Raw genomic sequence first — 15,852 nt, 5'->3', positions numbered from 1 at the left:
CACACGCGAACAAGGGTGTGGCCGGGCGTGGTTAACCGATAAATTGGGCACGACCACCGAACTGCGGCACCCGATACATAGACGGAGCAACTGATGGCCAATCCGTTCGTCAAGGCGTGGAAGTACGTCACGGCGCTCTTCAACTCGAAGATCGACGAATATGCCGACCCCAAGGTGCAGATCCAGCAGGCGATCGAGGATGCCCAGCGCCAGCACCAGGGTTTGACCCAGCAGGCCGCGCAGGTCATCGGCAATCAGCGCCAGCTCGAGATGCGCTTGAACCGTCAGCTCGCCGACATCGAGAAGCTGCAGGTCAACGTGCGGCAGGCGCTGACGCTGGCCGATCAGGCGGTGGCGTCCGGGGATGCCGCCAAGGCCACCGAGTACAACAACGCCGCCGAGGCGTTCGCCGCGCAGCTGGTCACCGCCGAGCAGAGCGTGGAAGACCTCAAGAGTCTGCACGACCAGGCGCTGCAGGCCGCCGGCCAGGCAAAGAAGGCCGTCGAACAGAACGCCATGGTGCTGCAGCAGAAGATCGCCGAGCGCACGAAGCTGCTCAGCCAGCTCGAGCAGGCCAAGATGCAGGAACAGGTCAGTGCCTCGCTGCGGTCGATGAGTGAGATCGCCGCACCCGGCAACACTCCCAGCCTCGACGAAGTCCGCGACAAGATCGAACGCCGCTACGCCAACGCGATGGGTGCCGCCGAGCTCGCGCAGAACTCGGTGCAGGGCCGCATGCTCGAGGTGCAGCAGGCCACCGTTCAGATGGCCGGACATTCCCGGCTCGAGCAGATCCGCGCGTCGATGCGCGGGGAGGCTCTGCCTGCCGGTGACACCGCGGCTGCTCCAGCCACCCCAGCCGCTCCGGCCGTCACCCCCGAGCCCGAGAAGCCATTAGGCCAGTAGGAGGCGAGCATTCGATGGCGGTGACACCGGACAAACCGGGATTCGTAGCGCGTCAATGGCGTTCGGTCATGCAGCGCGGTATCGACACCGTCAGCGAGTACGCCGACGTGGCGGCCCAGAAGCTCAGTGCCGTCTCCGATCCGCGGGCCCGGCTGCTGCGCAAGCGGCGCTGGGCGTTGCGGCTGGGAATCTTCTTCTCATTCGCCACCGTGTTCTGGGTGGCCGTCACCGGATTGCTCGCCACGTGGAGCACACCGGTCTGGGGGCTGATCATCACCGGGGTGATCGCCGCCGGTGCGGCAGTGCCCGCAACCTTGTTCTTGCTGCGTTATCGCTGGCTGCGTGGCGAGCCGCTGCCGCCCAGCCGGCAGGTCAGCGGCCGCCGGCTGCCGCCGCACGGATCGGTGGCCCGGCCGTCGATGTCGGCCCTCGGCGCCTCTGAGCGGGGCTTTCACTCGCTACTGGGCGTCATGCAGCGCGGGAACATGTTGCCGCCCGAGGAGATTCGCGAACTCGTCGCAGCAGCGGATCGCACCGCCGCGACCATGGCGGCCACGGCCGACGAGGTGGTGTCAATGGAGCGCGCCGCGATCGAGACGCCCCATTCACAGTCCTATCTGGCGCCCACCATCAACGCGTTCACCGCGCAGCTCAACACCGGGGTGCGGCAGTACAACGAAATGGTCACTGCCGCAGCGCAACTGGTCTCTGCGGCCAACACCGGCGGGATGTCGAGCTCGCCGATGTCGCAGCAGCGTTACCGCAACGAACTCGCGGGTGCGACTGACCGGCTGATGGGCTGGGCGCAGGCCTTCGACGAACTGGGCCAGCTCCGCCGCGCTTAGAGCGTGAGGCCCTAGAGCCTCGGGCGCAGCCCCGGCACCACTGCGCCGATGAGGCCGCGCACGGTGGCCTTGGTCATGTCGAACATGTCGAAGTAGTCCCGCCACAGGGTGATTCGGCCGTTCGTGACCTCGAAGACGCCGCACACCCAGAACTGCAACCGCACCGGGCCGACCCGCAGCACATCGGTGCGCTCGGTGAGCACCACCGGGCCGTTGACCGCGATGCGGTGGATCTTGACCTCGAAGCCGAAGCTGGGACGCTGCAGGCCTTTGAACAGCTTCATGGTTCGCTTGCGGCCGCGGACGGTGGGGAAGCCGACGTTCTGGTAGACGAGATTGTCGTCCAGCTGGAGATCGGCGGTGGCCAGGTCCTGGTCCTGCAGTGCGTTCAGGAAAATCTCGACCGTATGGGCATTGTCGATATCGGAGCTCACGTTGGTGATCTGCTCGGTCATGCTCTCGAGCCTAGGCCGGATGCGCTGTGGCAGGGTAGGCCCGTGCGCGTCGCGGTGGTGGCAGGACCGGATCCCGGCCATGCGTTTCCCGCGATCGCGCTGTGCCTGCGCCTGGCGGCCGCGGGCGACCATCCCACTCTGCTGACCGGAACCGAATGGCTGGACACTGCCCGCGCCACCGGTATCGAGGCGGTGGAACTCCTGGGACTCGACGTCACCGACGACGATGACGACACCGACGCCGGCGCCAAGATCCACCAGCGCGCGGCGCGGATGGCCGTGCTCAACGTTCCGGTACTGCGTGAACTGGCGCCCGACCTGATCGTCTCTGACGTCATCACCGTCTGCGGCGGGATGGCCGCCGAGCTGATCGGCACCCCATGGGTCGAGCTGAATCCTCAGCCGCTGTACCGGCCGTCGCGGGGACTGCCGCCCTTGGGCAGTGGGTTGGCGCCCGGCACCGGCATCCGCGGCCGGGTGCGGGACTCGATTCTGCGCGCCCTGACGGCGCGGTCGTGGAAGGAAGGGGAGCGACAGCGTTCGGCAGCACGGGTGCAGATCGGGCTACCCGCCCGCGAACCGGGGCCGGTGCGCCGGCTGATCGCGACCCTGCCCGCCCTGGAGGTGCCGCGCCCGGACTGGCCGGCCGAAGCTGTCGTCGTCGGGCCGCTGCACTTCGAGCCCACCGACGCGGTGTTGCCGGTTCCGCCGGGTGACGGCCCAGTGATCGTGGTGGCGCCGTCAACCGCCGCGATCGGTGCCCGGGGCGTGACCGAGCTGGTGCTGGAACATCTGGTGCCCGGCCGAACCCTCCCGGACGGGTCACGGGTGGTGATCTCCCGGCTCGGCGGCCGGGAACTCGAGGTGCCGCCGTGGGCGAGTGTCGGGCTGGGCCGCCAGGACGAACTGCTGACCCACGCTGATCTGGTGATCTGCGGCGGTGGGCACGGGATGCTGACCAAGACACTGCTGGCAGGCGTGCCGATGGTGGTGATCCCGGGTGGGGGTGACCAATGGGAGTTGGCGAATCGCGTTGTGCGCCAAGGCAGTGCGCGCTTGGTCCGGCCGCTTGCCGCCGAGGTTCTGGTGGCGGAGGTGGGTGAAGTGCTGTCCTCGCCGGGCTATCGGGAGGCGGCCCGGCGCGCCGGCGAGACCATCGCGGACGTCGCCGATCCGGTACGGGTGTGCCATGAATCGGTGGCTGGGTAAGTTGGTGGCGTGCGGCTGACGGAATTCACCGAACTCGTCGAGGGGCAATTCGGCCGGGTTCGTGGTGGCTCGCTGCTGGTGGATCACGTGCTCACCCAGTTGGGCGGACGGACCGCCGCGCAGGCCATCGAGGACGGTGTGGAGCCCCGCGACGTGTGGCGGGCGCTGTGCGCCGACTTCGACGTGCCGCGCGATCAGTGGTAAGCCGACACGCGGCGCGTTGCGCTTGCTTTCGAACACCTGTTCGCTATCGTGGTCGATGTTCGATCGATTTGTCGGAGCCTTGTCCTAACGTCACGGCCAACCGACCGAGAACCGGTCAACAACGACTACCGGAAGAGGTATCACCATGGCTCCGCAGGCACCTGATCGCGAGAAGGCCCTCGAGCTCGCACTCGCGCAGATCGACAAGAACTTCGGCAAGGGCTCGGTGATGCGCCTCGGCGACGAGGTCCGCCAGCCGATCTCCGTCATCCCGACCGGATCGATCGCCCTCGATGTCGCACTCGGTATCGGCGGTCTGCCGCGCGGCCGCGTCGTCGAGATCTACGGCCCGGAATCGTCGGGTAAGACCACCGTCGCACTGCACGCGGTGGCCAATGCGCAGGCCGCCGGTGGCATCGCGGCGTTCATCGACGCCGAGCATGCGCTGGACCCGGATTACGCCAAGAAGCTCGGGGTGGACACCGATGCGCTACTGGTCAGCCAGCCCGACACCGGTGAGCAGGCACTCGAGATCGCCGACATGCTGGTGCGTTCAGGTGCGATCGACCTCATCGTCATCGACTCGGTGGCCGCCCTGGTACCCCGCGCCGAGATCGAGGGCGAGATGGGTGACAGCCACGTCGGCCTGCAGGCCCGCCTGATGAGCCAGGCGCTGCGCAAGATGACCGGTGCACTGAACAACTCGGGCACCACCGCGATCTTCATCAACCAGCTGCGCGAGAAGATCGGCGTGATGTTCGGCTCACCCGAAACCACCACGGGTGGTAAGGCTTTGAAGTTCTACGCCTCGGTCCGCCTGGATGTGCGGCGGATCGAGACACTCAAGGACGGCACCGACGCGGTCGGCAACCGCACCCGCGTCAAGGTCGTCAAGAACAAGGTGTCGCCGCCCTTCAAGCAGGCCGAGTTCGACATCCTCTACGGCAAGGGCATCAGCCGCGAAGGCTCGCTCATCGACATGGGTGTGGAGCAGGGCTTCATCCGCAAGTCCGGATCGTGGTTCACCTACGAAGGTGAGCAGCTCGGTCAGGGCAAGGAGAACGCCCGCAACTTCATGATGGAAAACCCCGATGTGGCCAACGAGATCGAGAAAAAGATCAAAGAGAAGCTCGGTATCGGTGCGGTGGTGACCGATGAACTCGTCGATGACGTCCTCCCCGCCCCAGTCGACTTCTGAGACCCGCGAAGAGCAGGCGCATGCGTTGTGCCTGCGCCTGCTCACCGTGCGTCCGCGAACCCGATCCGAGCTCGCCGGCCAGATGGTCAAGCGGGGGTACCCCGACGAGGTCGCCGCGAATGAACTCGATCGGCTGGCCGCTGTCGGTCTGATCGACGACGCTGACTTCGCCGAACAGTGGGTGCGTTCGCGACGGGCGCGCGCGGGAAAAGGTAAGCGCGCCTTGGCCGCTGAGTTGCGGACCAAAGGTGTCGACGACGAGGTGATCGCTGCCGCGCTCGACGACATCGACGCCGGCGCCGAACGGCAACGTGCCGAGGAGTTGGTGCAGCAGAAGCTGCGCCGGGAGAAGCTCGACGACGGCGACGACACCAAGGTGATGCGCAGGCTGGTCGGCATGCTGGCCCGTCGCGGCTATAACCAGAGCATGGCCGTGGCCGTGGTCAGAGACGAGCTGGCGGGGGAGCGGGAACGCCGCCGGGTCTGATCACGGCGATCCCAGCAGCGTCTTCATCGTGGTGATCTGCCGTTCCTGGGTGGCCTCGCCGCCACCGGCGACTGCGACAGTCGCACGATAGGTGCCCTTGTCGACCTCGGTCTTGCTGAGGGCGAGGGCTCGCTCGCGGTTGGCGATCATCTGCTCGAGGTACAGCCTGGCCGCCAGGGCTGGTTCGGCGTCCTGGATCGCGGCCGTATGTGTGCCGGACGCCTGCTCGGCGGCGCCCGGGGCCGGAGCGCCCCAGTCCTTGAGCCATTGCTGCAGCTGAACCACCTCCGGACGATCGTTCTCGTGTATCGCACGGGCTATATCCGAGACGTCGCGGTCGACGCCGGGTTTGGCCAGCAGTGCCTCGCTCATCGCGACCGCCTGCTGCTCCAGCGGGATCATCTGCTGGGCAAAGGAAACGTCGGCGTCGTTGTGCTCTTCGTAGCCCGGCGGCTGGGTGGGACTCGCTTGCGGGGTTGCTGCCTGCTGCGGGGAACATCCGGCGAGTACGCCGAATGCCAGTAGGGCGCCTGCACTGGTCGTGACGAATTGCCTGCGCATGTCGTTCTCCTTCCGCCACTGCGGATACCCACGTGACAGCACGACGCAACCTTGAAGTTGTCTGATCAGAGCCTGCGTGGCTCAGCGCACGGTGTAGCCGAGCGGGCAGGGATCGGCCGCGCGCGCCACGCCGCCGATCTGAGCGGGCACCGGACGCGGATGTCCTGTCCACTCGGGCCTCATGTCGTAGCGGCCCACGAGGCGAGTCATCGCCATCGCCATCGCCGCCAACGAAAACGGCTGTGCCGGACAGGAATGCCTGCCGTGCCCGAAGGCGGTCACCAGCATCGGTGACGGCAACGCATGCGCATCGGCGAGCCGGTGCCGGTGCCACCGGCTGGGATTCCACTCCTCCAAGCCGGCGGCGGCCGAAGTGTTCAGCAGCGGTAGCAGCGTCGCGATGGTCCAGCCCTTCGGTACGTCGACCACACCCGCGCCTGTGTCGAATGTGACCGGTTCGAGGACGGCGCGAGCCATGATCGAACGCTGCGCCAACCGGGTGCTTTCGAGAGCACAGCTGGAAGCCAGCTCACGATCGCCACCCGCGACCAGGCGGAGCTGATCGGGATGGGCGATCAGGTCGACGAGCGCCCAGCCGAGCGCTGCCATCAGGTTCGACATCGAGGCGATGTGGATGAGCGCGACATCCATCGCGACACCGCGGCTGCGGACATCCGGCGATTCCATAGCCCACGCACTGACGATTCGGCTGAACAACTGATCGCCGTTCTCGGGCGTCGAATCATGTTGTTGCAGCGAGGCTTCAATCACCTCGGCGACTTCGTCCAAGGCGGCCCGTTCGGCTCGCATACCCGAAGCGGCCACGGCTGCCATGGCATCGGGGTGAACGAACGCATCCGAACCGTCCAGCACGTCGAACGCGCGTACCAACCGCTCGAACGCCTCGCCGTCGGCGCAGCCGGGCCCGGCCCACGACGCCAAACCCATACGGTGGCCGAGCCGTCGGGTGAGCGCGAACAGGTCGACCGTGCCGCTCTCGCCGAGTTCGATCTCCGTCGCGTCAAGAGCACGGTCGAGGTTCGCGAGGTAGGACGTGACGTCGTCACGCCGGAACAGCGAGTTTGGCAGCAGGCGTCTACCGGCGAACACCTCCTCGGGCAGCTTGCGCCGCAGCATGAGGAAATCCGCGACACCCTTGCTCGCCGCTTCTTCAACGAGCGCGTAGAACGATTCGACGCCGGTTGGCGAGAAGGTGAAGAGGTATTGCTCGCCGCCACTGTTCACCACGAACGATTCGCCGCAGTGTTCTCGTGCCGCGGCGATCGCGGCAACCGCATCGTCGACCGCTACATCCCACGGCAGTCCGATGCCGTCGGCGACGGGTAGGACGTCGAGCGGGTTCGGCACTATCGGCTGGTGATCTTGTGGACCGTGGGGACCCGGCTACGCAGGGGCAGATCGCCCGTTGATCGCGGCGCCATCATCGAATCGCGAGAGGCCACGAGGCTGACGATACCGTCTCGATCAGACGGCCAACGTTCTTCACGGAAAGCACCACGGGAGTGTGTCCGGGCTACCAGCTCCAGACGATGCCGCGACGGCGATCTCGGACGTTCGGCGTGATCTCACTGACGTTGGGGGCGCGTGTCTGCGGCACGGCCTTGATCGACACGCTGCCGCTGGTCTCACACATGACGTGGCTGCCCGCGTCGTGGCAGGTCTGCCGGGCGCCGGCCACCGGAGCTGAGATGAGTGCGGCCGCAACCACGGCCGTCGTCAGGAGAGAGATTTTTCCTCGCATGTTCACAACGTCATTCCTTTCGCGCAGTATCTGGTGGTCATCCGAGCCGCGCTGATCACGGGCAGGCTGACACGAGGACTCGAGCGCTCGGGTCGAGCGGTGCGTCGGCATCCTGAGAGTGCTTGAATGCATCAGCCCGTGCCGCGTCGACGGTCGGCCCGGCTCCACCGGACACGATTCCGCTGCCGTCGTCGGCGCCCACCGAGACCACGCAGAGGTTGTCATTGGTGACTTCGTCGCGGCTGCACTCCTGCGCGCCGGCTTGCTGACAGGCGGCGATCACGGAGGCCGAGGCGGCCTCGTTGGTGGGCCCGGTAGCCGAGAATCCGGTAAGCACTCCGTTGAGCACGCCGGAGCCGACAGCTTGTGACATGTCGTCGGCGCCGTCGACCGCACCGTCGGGGCCCCCGCCCCACGCTGGCGCCACGGAGAGCGTCGTGGTGACGAGTCCGACGGCGAGGATCGTAGAAACTCTGCGGGCGAACGCCATTCGGGTCCTGCCTTTCACGCTGATCGGCAAAGGTGATCCGTCACTGTAGCCGTATTTGACGCGTTCGTCGGGGCATCGAGCGCGAGACTAGGCTTCAGGCATGCAGATTTCGGCCAAGCTCGCGCCCACGTTCGACTATCCGGAAGTCGAACGGTTCTGGCGCACGGCGGATGCGCTGGGTTTCGAAGCGGTCTGGAATTACGACCACTTCTACGGACTGACCGAGGACCGTAAGCCGACGTACGAGGGATGGACGACACTGGCGGCGATGGCCGTGGTGGTCCGTCAGGCGCGGGTCGGTTGCATGGTCACCGGCGTGACGTACCGCAATCCGGCGATCCTGGCCAAGATGGCCGTCACCGTTGACCACATCAGCGGCGGACGGCTGAACTTCGGTATCGGGGCGGGCTGGCACGAAGCCGAACATCGTGGTTTCGGTCTCGAATTCCCCAGTGCGGGAACGCGAGTGGCGATGCTCGACGAGGCGATCACCATGATCCGCCGGCTCTGGACCGAGGAGACGGTCACTTTCGAGGGCCGCTTCTACACGCTGAACGAGGCCATCTGCGAACCCAAGCCGCTGCAGCGGCCGTACCCGCCGATCGTGGTGGGCGGTTCCCAGCCCAAGATGTTGAGAGTGATCGCCCGGCACGCCGACGAGTGGAACATGCCCAGCCACGAGGGTCCGCAGCAGTGGGGCGAGGTCAACGAGCGGCTCGCCGAAGCCTGCGCCGAGGTCGGCCGCGACCCGCGCGACATCCGGCGTTCGGTCCAGCTCTTCCTTCACCCACGTGACCCCGAACAGGTTGCCGCGCAACTGGATCAGCTACCGCAGTACGTCGACCTTGGCTGCGAGCATGCGGTGTTGAGCTTCTACCAGCCGCCGTCGACCGAGCTGCTGGCGCGGTGCGCGGCGTCGCGGGCGTGATTCCCGGGCTCTCGTTGGCTGAACCCTTCGTGCGCGCTGCGGGGCCACAACGGGTGCACGCTTACCCGAGTTGCCAATCATGTTCTCGCCACGATGATTTGCGGGTGGCCTCAAACTGGCCGACGAATGCCGTTTCGCGGGTGCTTCGCGTTTGCTCATGCGAGAATGACCGCGATATCACCAGCCGAGAGAGGACACCGTACCGATGCCCGGTGCAACGCTTCGATCCACCTTCGCCGCGAGTCTGGCCGCGCTGACTCTCGCCACGGTAGGTGTGGGTACCGCCCACGCCGACCAGCCCCGCATGTACAGCGCCAGAAACGACCTGCAGCAGGCAGTGGGTGCCTTGCAAGCCGCGCTGGACGATAAAGGAGGGCATCGGGTGACGGCCATCAATTTGGCGCAGCAGGCCATTGATCAAGTCAACCTCGGGATCCAGTTCGCGGGTGGACCGCCCGACGGCGACTTTGCCCCGCCGCCGCCGCCGGTGGGACCCGCGATGAACAACGCCGATGCTTGGTTGCAGATGGCGGTCGGAGAGCTGCAAGCGGCCGAAGATAACAAGGGCGGTCACCGAGTCAGCGCGCTGAATCTAGCCCAACAAGCGATCGACGAAGTGAACCAAGGCATCCAAGCCGGCGGACCGTTCTGATCAACCGCAAGGCTGCAGTCCGCCGCAAAGCCGTCGTCAATTCAGCGTCCGACACTGTGCACGAGCTCGGCCAGATCGGCGCGTCCCTTCGCTCCCACCTTGTTGCATGCGCTGTAGATATGTCCCTCAACGGTTCTGACGGATAGCGATACCGCCACGGCGATGTCGCGGTTGGATAGTCCCTGCGCGACCAGCAGAGCTATCTCGTGCTCGCGCTGACTGAACGGCAACGGAAACGACGCCGCTGCGATCGCGGGGGTTGTCGCTCCGCCGGTATCGGCGACAAGTCGGCCTGCGCGCGCCGCGGAAGTGATCGCGCTTCCGGTGCGGCGTGCGCGGCGGTGCGACGCTGCGGCCTGCGCCGCGGCGTCGGCCGCGGCCAGACGATCGCCCATCGCTTCGAATTGGGCTGATACCTGGTCGAGTTCAACGGCGTCGTCGGCGCTCACTGCTCTCGCATACCGTGCCGCGACCGCAGCGCGCGGACCGTCCACGATGGTTGCCAACTCGGCCAGGCGTGCGCCCGCATCGACGTCGTCGAATTGCACAGCGGTCTGTAGGCACCAGACCTCCCGCGCGAATTGGCTATGTTCTCTGGCAAGCGCGGCAGCGGCTCGTGCCAGTCGTCGCGCCTCGCTGAGCCGCGCGCGGCATGCGGCCAGCCATGCCTCGGTCAGCACCTCGGTCGACCTGACGAACTCGTAGGCGGGGTGCCGCTGCGCGCGAGCCGTTTCCAGCGCGCGTTGCGCTGCATCGACATCACCGGACAGAGCCAACGCCTGGGCGCGCAGCAGATGAAACCGATGGAAACTGTTGGCGGCGTGAAAGTTGTTGGCCACCTCGGAGTCATCCAATGCCTCGGGAAGGAGGCGCAAAGCCGCGGCGAGGTCTCCCGCGGCCAACATCGTCATACCGAGGATCTGCGATGCGACCGCCTGGGCCGGTACCGGGTCTGACCGCTGGCTGCGTCGATGCCGTTCGGCGACTTCGACAGCTTCTGCGATGCGACCCGCCGCCGCGAGGGCGAAGGTGTGAAATTCGGCCAACGGCTGACGAAGGTATTCACCGTGTTCGCTCAGCGTAAGCGCTCGGCCGGACGCGATCGCCGACTGCACAGCCTGGTCAGCTCGTCCGATTTCTCCGTAGGCCATGCACGCGGCGCTGAGACCCATTGTTGCGCCGTAATAATCGAGTTCGCCGTAGTCGACGTCCGTCAGGGTCTCCAGAACTTCGACCGGCCGCGCCGCGAGTGCGAGCTGGTTGGCGCGGAACACCAGCAGCTGCTGCCGCCGTGCGCCGGGCCCGACCTCGTCGAGTGCCTGGTCGATGACACGCCACGACTGTTCGATTGATCGCTTCGCCCACAACAGGTTCGCTGCGCGCATTATCACTTCGTTGACGAAGCCGGCTTTCCCATCGGCGTCGGAATCGGCACCGTCGAGGACCTCTAGCGCAAGCTCACCTCGTTGCGTCATGAAAAGCGTGTAGGCCAACGGTATTCGCGCCTGCGCGGCCATGCCGGTTGACGCGGCCGCGGTATAGAGCCGCTCGGCCATCTCGAAGTCCAGCAGCGAAGTGGCGGCTGTCGCCGCGGACAACAGCACATCTGGCTCCGGTGAAAGGTCGGAGTCCAGCCACAGGATGCCCCGCTTCATGGCTGCGGCCGGGCCGCCACCGTCCTTCATCGCGGTGGCGATCTGACCCCGAAGTCGGCGCAATCGCGTTGGACCACAACGATTTACTCGAATCTCGGCGTACATTGGATGACCGATGTAGACGTCGTCGCCGACGGTCCGGATGAGTTCACGTTGCTCGGCCTGTTCGATCGCCGCAGTGTCGGCGAGTAACCTCAGACACTTCCAGTCGAGCGGTTCGGCAACCGCAACGAGATCGACGACGTCGCGCACGCCGCCGGGAACGGCACCGATCTGTGCGTCCACCACCTCAGCGAGCGAACCGGAGATTGCGGCATCGCCGCACCAGCGCACCGCCCCGTCGTGCGACACGAGACGTCCGGCCTGGGACTCCTGTTCGACCAGCTGCCGCAGGAACAGCACATTCCCGCGCGTCAGACGCCACAGCTTGTCTCCACAGTGCTGATCCGGCGTGCCCCCAAGTACGGCCGCCATCAACGCATTGATCTCGTTGCGAGCCAGCGGCTCGACCTCGCGCCTGCAGAGCAGGCCGTCCTTCCACAGTGCGGTGATCGCGGCCGGCGCGGACTCGCCCGCGCGGATGGTGACGATGACGGGCGCGGCCTGTGACTGCACAATCTGATGCACGACCAGCGCCGACAAGGCGTCCAAAAGGTGGGCATCGTCGACGAAGACCAGAACGCGTTGTGGCTGTACACCGGTTGTCAGTGCTTGCGCGACTCTGCGCGCCCACTCGATGGGCTCGCCCCGTAGATCGTCGGTCCACTGCGTGAAGGCACCGAGCGGGATCAGCTGGCTGGTAGCGGTGGCGGCTGCCTTTCGAACTGTCCACCCTGCGGCCTGTGCCGCGGAAACAACCTCGCGCGCCAGTCGCGACTTCCCGACGCCGGGCTTGCCGACTAGCACCACGCCGCGGTATTCGGTACTGCTCAACTGGCCGGTGAGCTCGCCCAACTCGCGGTCCCGGCCGATCAAGGGCCAGTGCTCTCGCACCCGCAAATCTTAGCCGGTAGGTAGTAGTTCTATTTGCTCACGCCGAAATCAGGTAGTGACTTTCGGATCAGGTCCACCGATCAGGAGCACACAATCATCGGGGCAAGCGTCGCCGCACGTCGGTGATTCACCGGGAGGGCCTCAATTGAAGAGTTACGCCGCGAATATCGGCCGGATTGGCGCGTTGGCGGCTGCGCTGGGGATCGGGTCCGCGATCGCGTGGAGCCCGGTGGTGGCCTCGGCTGACACAGGGGCCGGCCAGACCAATGACCGGACCGCTGGTGTGGCCGGCACGGGCCGTTCCACCACCACCGGTTCGCGAGGCCCGGCGTCGGCGGTGAAGCCAGGCGTGCGAGACATACACCGCGATGGTGTTCGCTCCACGGCCGCCGGCGCCTCGCGTCCGTACAGCGTGGCTGACGCACGTGGCCGCGGCAGCGGCGGACCGTCGGCAGGCAGTGCGACATCCGATAATGCCCATCCGCCGGTGCAGCGCGCGGCATCAGCTGCCGCCAAGGTATCTCAGCCCAATGCCGCAGCAGTCTCGCTGCCAGCGCCCGCGGTGCAGCAGGAGAGCAGTTTCGCCGCCGGCTTTTCGCCGTCATCGGGTTTGCGGTCGGCGCCGCAGTCACCTGCCGGGCATCCAGGGGAACCGATTGCGGCGCCGGTGATCTGGGCTGCGTTGGCGTTTGCGCGCCGTGAGGTGGGTGTCTCGGCGACCGAACGCACACTCAGTCAGGTGACGTCTGGCGTCAATTCGGGCGCTGCCGTCCCTGTCTTGATCCCGGATCCGATCGGCGACCTCATGCGGGTCTTCGTCCGCGACGGCACAGCTGAGCATCCCAATGCCGGGCTCCTGATGGGCAATGGATTCAGCTACGACGCGACCACCTGCACGGGCGGGAAAGCCTGTAACGGCGGACGATCAGGCTTGATCGGCAACGGCGGCAACGGATTCAACGGCGGCGCCGGTGGCGACGCCGAATTGGAAGGCAACGGCGGCAACGGCGGCGACGGCGTCATCGGAATCAACAACGGGGCCGGTGGTAACGGCGGGGCCGGTGGGTTGTACGTCGGCAACGGCGGGGCCGGCGGGGCCGGCGCAGCAGGAGTAACCGGGATCAACCACGGCGCAGGGGGCGCCGGGGGCGCCGGCGGTAACGGTGGATCGGTCGGCAACGGTGGCGACGGCGGTGCCGGCGGCAGCGGGGCAGCCGGCAAGGACGGCAACCCCGGGTTCGTCATTCTGGATGCTCTCGGACGGCACGTCGCCGCCATTCCCGCCGGAAACGGCGCCACCGGCGGCGCAGGCGGGCGCGGTGGTGCGGGCGGCCTCGGCGGCTCGACCTCTGGTGACGGCGGCAAGGGTGGGGTCGGCGGCGTCGGGGGCCGCGGCGGTACCGGCGGCACCGGCACCAACGGCGCCCACGGCGAATTCGGCTCGTTTTTCAGCTCACAAGTGGGCACAGGCACAGGAGGCAACGGCGCCAACGGAGCCACCGGCGGTGCCGGCGGCGTCGGCGGTGCCGGTGGTGCCGGCGGTGGTACGGCGGGCGGCGCGGGGCATGCCGGACTCGACGGCGATGGCGGTGCGGGCGGCGTCGGCGGTACCGGCGGCACACCCGGCAGCGGTGGCAACGGTGCCGACGGCAATTACTTGATTCGCAACGGCGGCGCGGGCGGCAACGGCGGTAACCCGGGCGCGGGCGGCGTCGGCGGTGCCGGCGGCGTAGCGGGCAGCGGTGGCGTACTCGGCAGCGGCCACCAGGGCGCCACGGGCTCGGGCGGCGTCGCGGTCAGCAGCGGCGGCAACGGCGGCAACGGTGGAAGGGGATTCAGCGGCGCCAGCCTTCCCGCCGCCCTTACCGGGGTCAGCGGCGGCAACGGCGGCGCTGGAGGCAACGGAGGATCGGTCGGCAACGGTGGCGCCGGGGGAGCCGGTGGCGCCGGGGGGAACGGTGGGAACGGCCACACCCCCACGATCAACGGAACTGCTGGAACCGCCGGCGGAAACGGCGGGGACGGCGCTGCGGGAGGTCTCGGCGGTTCCATCTCAGGCAACGGCGGAGCCGGCGGAGCCGGGGGGATCGGCGGCAATGGCGGCCACGGCGGGAACGGCATCGTATCCATGGGATCCGGCGGCATCGGCGGCAACGCGGGCAACGGCGGAATGGGCGGGGTCGGCGGTGTCGCTGCTGGCTCAGGCAACGGCGGCGCCGGCGGTGCGGGCGGCACGGGCGGCACCGGCGGACAAGGCGGCAACGGCGGCAATGGCGCATCGGGTTACGGGATCTCCTCGGCCAACTTCAATGGCAAACCAGGAGGTGTCGCGGGGGCGGGTGGCCTCGCGGGCAAGGGCGGCGCCGGCGGTGCCGGCGGTGGCGCCCTGAGCTCAGGTAACGGCGGCGCCGGCGGGGCTGGTGGCAACGGAGGCACTGGCGGAAGGGGCGGCACCGGCGGTCACGGCGGCGAAGGTGTTGAGACCGCCTTCAGTGGGGGCAATGGCGGGGCTGGGGGCGCCGCGGGCAAGGGCAGTGTCGGCGGCGATGCGGGCAATGGCGGCGCCGGCGGCAGGGGTGGCTCGAGCTCTGGCGATGGCGGCGCTGGAGGGGTCGGCGGCAACGCCGGGATTGGCGGATCCGGCGGGGTCGGCGGCACCGGCGGCTACAGCCGGCAACGGAATGTGTCCAGCCGAGGCGCAGACGGCGGTGACGGCGGCAACGCCGGCGCCGCGGGAGTGGGCGGGGCCGGCGGCGCGGCAGGGTCTAACGGCAACGGCGGTCGCGGCGGTGACGGCGGCGCTGGCGCCGTCGGCGGAAATGGCGGCGTCGGCGGGGCCGGCGGGAGTGGACAACTCAACTCATATGGCGGCCACGGTGGCAACGGCGGTGACGGCAGCGTCGGCGGTGCGGGCGGCGCTGGCGGCCGGGGGACCGCCCCCTATTACACCGACGGCCCATACGCTCCCAACGTCCTTCAACTCCTCAAGAGGACCGGCGGTGCAGGCGGCACCGGCGGTGTCGGGGGCAAGGGCGGGACCGGGGGGGTCGGCGGCATGGCCGGCGTCGTAGCGGGGAAGGTCAATGGCAACGCCGGCCTGGGCGGTAACGCCGGCCTGGGCGCTAACGGCGGAGCCGGCGGTGCCGGCGGCGATTTTGTCGGCTACTTCGGTGCCGGTGGTGCCGGTGGCCGGGGAGGTGGTGGCGGGGATGGCGGTAACGGCGGCAACGGGGGACTAGAGCTCACACACGGGGGTCTGAAGGGCTACAGCTACGGCGGTAACGGGGGGCACGCCGGTAACGGCGGCAACGGCGGCAATGGGGGCAACAACCGGGGCTTGTTCGGTACCGGCGGTCCAGGCGGCTTCTTCGGCATAGGCGGTGCTGGTGGTGCGGGCGGCCTCCAAGGCGCCCTTCTCGGGTACCCCGGATCGAACGGCGGTAACGGCTCGTCCGGCGTAGGCGGTACCGGCGGCCTACGCGGCGCGTACCCGTAAGCGATGGCGTG

The 15,852-nt window shown here is 67.8% G+C and carries 15 protein-coding genes; 9 read left to right on the top strand and 6 right to left on the bottom strand.

The genetic code is table 11. The annotated features are described in order from the left end of the window. The first annotated feature begins 93 nt into the window (after positions 1-93). Complete coding sequence (pspA, locus tag Y900_RS02680; RefSeq protein ID WP_036338681.1) at positions 94-906, top strand: phage shock protein PspA; 813 nt, start codon at positions 94-96, stop codon at positions 904-906. A 14-nt stretch (positions 907-920) separates the two neighbouring features. Further along, positions 921-1,751: a phage shock envelope stress response protein PspM gene (pspM, locus tag Y900_RS02675; protein WP_036338679.1), complete on the top strand. Its 831-nt coding sequence runs from the start codon at positions 921-923 to the stop codon at positions 1,749-1,751. Positions 1,752-1,762: 11 nt separating this feature from the next. Here the strand turns inward: pspM and Y900_RS02670 are convergent, their stop codons facing one another. Then, positions 1,763-2,206 (bottom strand): limonene-1,2-epoxide hydrolase family protein, encoded by a 444-nt coding sequence (locus Y900_RS02670; protein WP_036338677.1) that lies wholly within the window; start codon positions 2,204-2,206, stop codon positions 1,763-1,765. Positions 2,207-2,248: 42 nt separating this feature from the next. Between Y900_RS02670 and Y900_RS02665 the strand changes: the two genes are divergently transcribed. From Y900_RS02665 to recX, 4 genes are all read left to right on the top strand, one after another. Then, positions 2,249-3,415 (top strand): glycosyltransferase, encoded by a 1,167-nt coding sequence (locus tag Y900_RS02665; RefSeq protein ID WP_036338676.1) that lies wholly within the window; start codon positions 2,249-2,251, stop codon positions 3,413-3,415. A gap of 9 nt (positions 3,416-3,424) precedes the next feature. Beyond that, positions 3,425-3,619: a DUF3046 domain-containing protein gene (locus Y900_RS02660; RefSeq protein WP_036338673.1), complete on the top strand. Its 195-nt coding sequence runs from the start codon at positions 3,425-3,427 to the stop codon at positions 3,617-3,619. Between the two features lie 145 nt (positions 3,620-3,764). Next, positions 3,765-4,817 (top strand): recombinase RecA, encoded by a 1,053-nt coding sequence (gene recA, locus Y900_RS02655; RefSeq protein WP_036338669.1) that lies wholly within the window; start codon positions 3,765-3,767, stop codon positions 4,815-4,817. Next, positions 4,786-5,304 carry a recombination regulator RecX gene (gene recX / locus Y900_RS02650; RefSeq protein ID WP_036338667.1) on the top strand — a complete coding sequence of 173 codons (519 nt, stop codon included), beginning with the start codon at positions 4,786-4,788 and terminating at the stop codon, positions 5,302-5,304. Before recA ends, recX begins: the two co-directional genes overlap by 32 nt. On the opposite strand, the gene Y900_RS02645 is transcribed toward recX, so the two are convergent. From Y900_RS02645 to Y900_RS02630, 4 genes are all read right to left on the bottom strand, one after another. Further along, complete coding sequence (locus tag Y900_RS02645) at positions 5,305-5,865, bottom strand: DUF305 domain-containing protein (protein WP_036345670.1); 561 nt, start codon at positions 5,863-5,865, stop codon at positions 5,305-5,307. A gap of 81 nt (positions 5,866-5,946) precedes the next feature. Beyond that, positions 5,947-7,233 (bottom strand): cytochrome P450 family protein, encoded by a 1,287-nt coding sequence (locus Y900_RS02640; RefSeq protein WP_237752489.1) that lies wholly within the window; start codon positions 7,231-7,233, stop codon positions 5,947-5,949. A gap of 166 nt (positions 7,234-7,399) precedes the next feature. After that, entirely contained in the window at positions 7,400-7,627 is a 228-nt protein-coding gene (locus Y900_RS02635) for a hypothetical protein (protein WP_036345668.1), read from the bottom strand. Between the two features lie 55 nt (positions 7,628-7,682). After that, a complete protein-coding gene (locus Y900_RS02630) occupies positions 7,683-8,117 on the bottom strand; it encodes a DUF4189 domain-containing protein (protein ID WP_036338661.1) in 435 nt (144 codons plus the stop codon). Positions 8,118-8,217: 100 nt separating this feature from the next. Here Y900_RS02630 and Y900_RS02625 point away from each other — a divergent pair, with 100 nt between their 5' ends. Beyond that, positions 8,218-9,045, top strand: coding sequence for a TIGR03560 family F420-dependent LLM class oxidoreductase (locus Y900_RS02625; RefSeq protein ID WP_036338658.1), 828 nt, complete (start codon positions 8,218-8,220; stop codon positions 9,043-9,045). A gap of 205 nt (positions 9,046-9,250) precedes the next feature. Then, complete coding sequence (locus tag Y900_RS31575) at positions 9,251-9,697, top strand: hypothetical protein (RefSeq protein WP_051659845.1); 447 nt, start codon at positions 9,251-9,253, stop codon at positions 9,695-9,697. Positions 9,698-9,738: 41 nt separating this feature from the next. On the opposite strand, the gene Y900_RS02615 is transcribed toward Y900_RS31575, so the two are convergent. After that, positions 9,739-12,345: a helix-turn-helix transcriptional regulator gene (locus Y900_RS02615; RefSeq protein WP_036338655.1), complete on the bottom strand. Its 2,607-nt coding sequence runs from the start codon at positions 12,343-12,345 to the stop codon at positions 9,739-9,741. A 145-nt stretch (positions 12,346-12,490) separates the two neighbouring features. Between Y900_RS02615 and Y900_RS33420 the strand changes: the two genes are divergently transcribed. Beyond that, entirely contained in the window at positions 12,491-15,841 is a 3,351-nt protein-coding gene (locus tag Y900_RS33420) for a hypothetical protein (protein WP_051659843.1), read from the top strand. Positions 15,842-15,852 lie beyond the last annotated feature (11 nt).

It is taken from the genome of Mycolicibacterium aromaticivorans JS19b1 = JCM 16368 (assembly GCF_000559085.1).
Lineage (GTDB): Bacteria > Actinomycetota > Actinomycetes > Mycobacteriales > Mycobacteriaceae > Mycobacterium > Mycobacterium aromaticivorans.
Note: the sequence above shows the minus strand (reverse complement) of the source record. Positions and strands in the feature narration are given on the sequence as shown.

Coding starts and splice junctions, on each gene's coding strand:
- pspA (WP_036338681.1), top strand. CDS start 94: ATGGCCAATCCGTTCGTCAAGGCGTGGAAGTACGTCACGGCGCTCTTC.
- pspM (WP_036338679.1), top strand. CDS start 921: ATGGCGGTGACACCGGACAAACCGGGATTCGTAGCGCGTCAATGGCGT.
- Y900_RS02670 (WP_036338677.1), bottom strand. CDS start 2,206: ATGACCGAGCAGATCACCAACGTGAGCTCCGATATCGACAATGCCCAT.
- recA (WP_036338669.1), top strand. CDS start 3,765: ATGGCTCCGCAGGCACCTGATCGCGAGAAGGCCCTCGAGCTCGCACTC.
- recX (WP_036338667.1), top strand. CDS start 4,786: ATGACGTCCTCCCCGCCCCAGTCGACTTCTGAGACCCGCGAAGAGCAG.
- Y900_RS02645 (WP_036345670.1), bottom strand. CDS start 5,865: ATGCGCAGGCAATTCGTCACGACCAGTGCAGGCGCCCTACTGGCATTC.
- Y900_RS02635 (WP_036345668.1), bottom strand. CDS start 7,627: ATGCGAGGAAAAATCTCTCTCCTGACGACGGCCGTGGTTGCGGCCGCA.
- Y900_RS02630 (WP_036338661.1), bottom strand. CDS start 8,117: ATGGCGTTCGCCCGCAGAGTTTCTACGATCCTCGCCGTCGGACTCGTC.
- Y900_RS02625 (WP_036338658.1), top strand. CDS start 8,218: ATGCAGATTTCGGCCAAGCTCGCGCCCACGTTCGACTATCCGGAAGTC.
- Y900_RS31575 (WP_051659845.1), top strand. CDS start 9,251: ATGCCCGGTGCAACGCTTCGATCCACCTTCGCCGCGAGTCTGGCCGCG.